Source organism: Accumulibacter sp., assembly GCF_031732815.1.
GTDB lineage: Bacteria > Pseudomonadota > Gammaproteobacteria > Burkholderiales > Rhodocyclaceae > Accumulibacter.
This window is the reverse complement of record NZ_JAVMKF010000270.1, coordinates 1-2797: the sequence shown is the minus strand read 5'-3', so window position 1 is coordinate 2797 and position 2797 is coordinate 1. Positions and strand designations below refer to the sequence as shown.

General features: G+C 64.5%; 2 protein-coding genes. Both read right to left on the bottom strand.

From position 1 onward, the window contains the following. A partial coding sequence (locus RKP46_RS15945) for a 2-oxoacid:acceptor oxidoreductase family protein (RefSeq protein ID WP_311107531.1) occupies positions 1–728 on the bottom strand: 728 nt, incomplete at its 3' end. Positions 729–737: 9 nt separating this feature from the next. Next, positions 738–2591 (bottom strand): FAD-dependent oxidoreductase, encoded by a 1854-nt coding sequence (locus RKP46_RS15940; RefSeq protein ID WP_311099553.1) that lies wholly within the window; start codon positions 2589–2591, stop codon positions 738–740. Positions 2592–2797 lie beyond the last annotated feature (206 nt).

Genomic DNA, 2797 nt, shown 5'->3' with positions numbered 1-2797 from the left:
AACGCTTCGGCCACCGACGACGACGGGGTGATCGGGTACCAGGCGCAGACCATCGCGCCGCCATAGATGCAACCGAGAGCGGCTGCGCTGTTGCCGTCGACGAAGATACGGTCGCCCACCTTGTCGCGCCGCTCGACCGAAAGTCCGATCGGCTTGAAATTCTCGCGCGCGTAGTCGAGTCCGAGGTGCAGCGCCTGGACGTTCAGATCGAGGAGCTTTTCCTTCCCCTTGTACTGCTCGCCGAACAGCTTTTCGATTTCTGCTGCATCGACGCCGAGCAGCCCGGCCAGCGCGCCGAGGTAGATGATGTTCCTGAACAACTGACGCTGCTTGGGGTCGCTGTACGTGCCGTTGCAGATTTCGGTCAGCGGCATGCCGAGGACGTGAATGTCGCTGCGCAAGCGCGAACGCGGGATCGTCTTCGTATTGTCGAAAAAGAGATAGCCGCCGGGATCGATCTCGCGCACGTCCTGATCCCAGGTCTGCGGATTCATCGCCACCATCAGGTCGACGCCACCGCGCCGGCCGAGGTAGCCGTGCTCGGTGACCCGCACCTCGAACCAGGTTGGCAGCCCCTGGATGTTCGACGGGAAGATGTTGCGCGGCGAAACCGGTACGCCCATGCGGAGGACGGCGCGGGCCAGCAACTCGTTGGCCGACGCCGAGCCGGAACCGTTGATGTTGGCGAACTTGACGACGAAATCGTTGACTGCTTCGATCTTCTGCATGGCGGCTCCTTACGCGGCTTCCGGCTGCACTGTCGGGGCGCCGGCGGCAGCGCGGTCGTGACAGCGCGGTCCGGCGTGGGTCATTTCGAGGAAAAACTTCTGCATGTCCCAGGCGCCGGTCGGGCAGCGCTCGGCGCACAGACTGCAGTGCAGGCAGACGTCCTCGTCCTTGACCATGATGCGGCCGGTCTTCAGCACGTCCGACACGTAGAGCGCCTGCGTTGCGTTGGTCGCCGGCGCGCGCAGCCGGCGGCGCAGATCGTCCTCCTCGCCGTTGTCGGTGAAACTGATGCAATCCATCGGGCAGACGTCCATGCAGGCGTCGCATTCGATGCACAACCGACCGGCAAAGACCGTCTGCACGTCGCAGTTGAGGCAGCGCTGCGCCTCCTTGAACGCCAACTGCGGATCGAAGCCGAGTTCGACTTCGATGCGGATATTCTTCAGCGCGGCGTTGACGTCACGCAAGGGAACGCGCAGACGCCGGTCGTGCGAGACGGCGTTGTCGTATGTCCAGGCGTGAATGCCCATCTTCTGCGAGATCAGCGAAGTCATTGGCGGCGGCCGCTGGCTGATCTCCTCGCCGTTGAGCAGGCGATCGATCGAAACTGCCGCCTCGTGCCCGTGCGCGACGGCCCAGATGATGTTCTTCGGGCCGAAAGCTGCGTCGCCGCCGAAGAAGACGTTGGGCAGCGTGGATTGCATCGTCGCTTCATCGAGTTTCGGCAGGCCCCACTTGTCGAACTCGATACCCAGATCGCGCTCGATCCACGGGAAAGCGTTTTCCTGCCCGACGGCGACGAGGACCACATCGCACTCGAAGTGCGGGTCGGGCTCGCCGGTCGGCACCAGCGTCCGCCGACCCTTCTCATCGTATACCGAGCGCACCTTCTCGAAGGTCACGCCGGTCAGCCGGCCGCCGTTATGGGTAAATTTCTTCGGCACCAGGTTGTTCAGAATCGGGATGCCTTCGTGCATGGCATCCTCCTTCTCCCACGGGCTGGCTTTCATCTGCTCGAAACCGGAGCGGACGATCACCTTGACGTCCTGGCCGCCGAGTCGCCGCGCCGAACGGCAGCAGTCCATCGCCGTATTGCCGCCGCCGAGGACGATGACGCGGCGGGCGATCGAGGTCACGTGCCCGAAAGCAACGTTCGCCAGCCAGTCGATGCCCAGGTGGATCGACTGGGCGGCTTCCTTGCGCCCGGGAATGTCGAGGTCCTGCCCGCGCGGCGCACCGCAGCCGACGAAGACGGCATCGTAACCCTCGCTGAGCAGACTCTTCATCGACTTGATGTACTGCCCGCTGCGAAACTCGACGCCCAGATCGAGAATGTAGCCCGTTTCCTCGTCGATGACCTGCTCGGGCAGGCGAAACTTCGGGATCTGCGTGCGGATCATGCCACCGGCCTTGGCGTCTCCGTCATATACCACGACATGGTAACCGAGCGGCGCCAGATCGCGTGCCACGGTGAGCGATGCCGGACCGGCACCGATACAGGCGACGCGCCGTCCGTTCTTCTGCGCCGCCGCTTTCGGCAGGCGCTCGCGGATGTCTTCCTTGTAGTCGGCGGCGACGCGCTTCAGGCGGCAGATGGCAACCGGCTCCTTGCGCGCCTGACCGTCAGGCGAATCCTCCTCGACGCGGCCACGCCGGCAAGCCGGCTCGCAGGGTCGGTCGCAGGTTCGCCCGAGAATGCCCGGGAAAACGTTCGACACCCAGTTCACCATGTAGGCGTCGCTGTAACGTCCGGCAGCGATCAGGCGAATGTACTCGGGAACAGGCGTGTGCGCCGGGCACGCCCACTGGCAATCAACGACTTTGTGGAAATACTCGGGCGTGCCGATATCGGTGGGCTTCAAGACGGAACACTCCTTTCTTCGCGCGGAGGCGGGCGCCACGGCCGCGCGCCCGAGGAAAAACGAACTGCCATGGTAACGCGCCGTGCCGGCCGTGAAAAGAGCCACGTTTCATGGCGATGTCCTGCTCGTCGGCGAGCCCGCCGAGCGTCGCCGATCCGCCGCCGGTGCGCCTCAGCGCTCGCCCAGCAAGCTCTGGTAGACGCGCA